The organism is Candidatus Woesearchaeota archaeon (assembly GCA_027858315.1).
Taxonomy (GTDB): domain Archaea; phylum Nanobdellota; class Nanobdellia; order Woesearchaeales; family UBA583; genus UBA583.
In genome coordinates, this window is record JAQICV010000094.1 from 1 (window position 1) to 2,875 (window position 2,875).

At 30.8% G+C, this 2,875-nt stretch carries 2 protein-coding genes; both read left to right on the top strand.

Features of this window, described 5'->3' with window-relative positions:
• Positions 1 to 164: 164 nt before the first annotated feature.
• The gene (locus tag PF569_09270) at positions 165 to 1,577 is read left to right on the top strand and encodes a hypothetical protein (protein MDA3856425.1); all 1,413 of its coding nucleotides are present in this window, start codon (positions 165 to 167) and stop codon (positions 1,575 to 1,577) included.
• Between the two features lie 364 nt (positions 1,578 to 1,941).
• On the top strand, positions 1,942 to 2,736 hold the full coding sequence (locus PF569_09275; protein ID MDA3856426.1) for a hypothetical protein: 795 nt from the start codon (positions 1,942 to 1,944) through the stop codon (positions 2,734 to 2,736).
• The last annotated feature ends 139 nt before the right edge of the window (positions 2,737 to 2,875 follow it).

Consider the following 2,875-nt stretch of genomic DNA (forward strand, 5'->3'; position numbering starts at 1 on the left):
CCTGAGACGGAGTAAGTATAAGGTATGCGACAACAGGATGAGTTTTCTCACACAATAATAAATCTCGCATGAACTAAATACAATCAGCCCGCTCAGAAGAGTGGGCTTTTATTTTTTAATATTACCCGTAGCGGAATAATAGGCTGGGTATTAACATTAATTATATGAACAAAGGAAAGAAATTTTTAAGTGATTTAAAACTTCATTCAGATTATTTGAAATGGAGAAGTGTAGATAATAGATTTGAAACATGGGAGGAAGCATGTGAAAATATTTTAGATGGACATAGAAAAAAATACTCAGATATAAACATTGAAGATGAGTTAACTATAGCAAAAAAAGCTATGTCAGAAAAAAGAGTGTTAGCTAGCCAGCGCAACTTACAATATAGATACGAACAAATAGAACAGCATAATACTAGATTATATAATTGTAGTTCTTTATATGCTGCAAGAAATGAAATTTTTCAAGAAGCATTTTATTTATCTTTATGTGGTTGCGGAGTTGGTGTAAGTTTACTTAAACCATTTGTTAAAAATATATCTAAGATACAAAAAAGAACTAGTGGCACAATAACTTATGTAGTGGAAGACTCTATAGAAGGATGGGCAGACTCTTTAGGAGTATTAATGTCATCTTATTTTGAGGATAAACAGCCATTTCCAGAGTATGCTGGTTTTGAAGTTAAATTTGATTTCTCTGAAATAAGACAAAAAGGATCTTTTATTTCAGGAGGATTTAAAGCTCCTGGATCTGATGGTCTAAAACAATCTTTAGAGAGGATAGAACAGTTCCTTAATAGTTGGATAGAAACTAAAGGAAATATATTAAAACCTATAGCAATCTTTGATATCTTATGTATAACATTCGATGCAGTATTATCAGGAGGATTGAGAAGGGCCGCAATGAATGCAATTGTTGATCCATCAGATGATGATATGATTTATGCTAAAACTGGTGATTGGAGAAATACTCACCCACATAGAGCAAGAAGTAATAATTCTGTTTTATTAATTAGAGAACTTACAACTAAAGAAGATTTTGAAAAATTAATAAAACTTAATGAAGGGAGCTCTGATATTGGTTTTGCTTTTGCCAATTCATGGTTTGACATGTTTAATCCATGTTTTGAGATTCTGATGCATCCTATCTTACATAAACAACTTCCAGAAGAAATAAAATTGAATAATATTAAATATAATGATCTTTTTGATTTTATAAGAATTTACAGTCATTTACTTGGAGTATCTTTTTGTAATCTATCTGAAATAAATGCAGAGTTGATTACAAACAAAACAGAGTTTTTAGAAGCGTGTGAAGCAGCTACTATTATAGGCACTTTGCAAGCTGGATATAATCAATTCTCATACTTCGGTAAAATTACAGAGGATATTGTAAAGCAAGAAGCATTAATAGGAGTATCTATTACTGGTTGGATGAATAATCTAATGCTATTTGACCCTATTCTTTTACAAGAGGGTGCTGCTTTAGTTAAAGATGTAAATAAAAGAATTGCTAAAAAAATAGAGATAAATCAAGCTGCTAGAACTACGTGCGTAAACTTTTGCGCACTCTAAATTGGGTGAATTGCTGGAACCCCCTAAAGATAGAATACTACAACATAACTAGAAATGGTAAGTGTGAATGTTAAAAAATTCTATATATTACAATGGGAAATCAGCAGCTAAACTCCTTAACTGGAGAAAGTTCAACGACCATTCCGCAAGGAAGTACACTCAAGTGAGTGGAAGTGCCCAAAACTATAATAATAGTTATGATATGGTCTAATCTTGTATGAAAGTATAAGCACATGAAAATTACGTGATATAGAGAGTAACGAATCTATATAAATATAAATGGAAACCATCTGGAAATGCCAGCGTTATCTTAGGTACTGCTTCTGGAATTCACCCAGAACATTCAGAAAACTATTTTAGAATAATGCAATTAAATAAAGAAAATGATGCCGCTAAATGGTTAAAAGCAAATATGCCTACATTACTAGAGGAGGGCTATTGGTCTTCTACTAATAGTGATTATGTCGTATATGTACCTATACAAAATCCTAAAGATGCTCTATTTAAAAAGGACATGAAAGGAGTGAAACATTTAGAATTAATTAAATTAGTTCAAAAAAATTGGGTAAATGAAGGAACTAATAGAGAACTTTGTGCTTATCCAAAAGTAAATCATAATACTTCTAATACTGTAATTATTGATGATATAGAAGAAGTAATTAATTATATTTGGGAGAGTAAAAATGATTTTACAGCAGTATCTTTTATATCTGATTATGGAGATAAAGATTTTAATCAAGCACCCTTTACATCAGTACTTAGTTTACCAGAATTAATTGAGACTTACGGAAAAGGTGCATTATTTGTATCTGGTTTAATTGTAGATGGACTACATTATTTTAATGAAAATTTGTGGGAAGCTTGTGACATTGTTAAAAATAAAAGTATTGCGTTAACAGGCACAAGAGAACAAGTACTATTAAAAAAGTATTGGATTAGGAGAGTAAAACAATTTTCTCATAATTTTTTTAATAATGATGTTAATAAAACTATTTACTGTATTAAAGATGTACACTTAATGCATAAGGGAGAGGTAATTAACAGGGAGTTTAAAGCTGTTGATTTTGGAAAAATCCTAGGTAAGCCAAAGTATCAAGAAGTATCAAAGTATGCCTCAGCTGCTTGCAGTGGTGGGTCATGTGAAATTACAAAAATATAATTATGGGGAAACATAAAAATAGATTACCTAATTCTACACAAAGTTTAGTGCAGAATTTTGAACCTATGAATGATAAACAACAAGAGTTCATGGATTTAATTTATAAAAATGATATTACAATTGCTGCAGGAGTAGCAGG

Bases quoted from the DNA above. Each gene is read 5' to 3' on its own strand.
- PF569_09270 (MDA3856425.1), top strand. From the start codon at position 165: ATGAACAAAGGAAAGAAATTTTTAAGTGATTTAAAACTTCATTCAGAT.
- PF569_09275 (MDA3856426.1), top strand. From the start codon at position 1,942: ATGCAATTAAATAAAGAAAATGATGCCGCTAAATGGTTAAAAGCAAAT.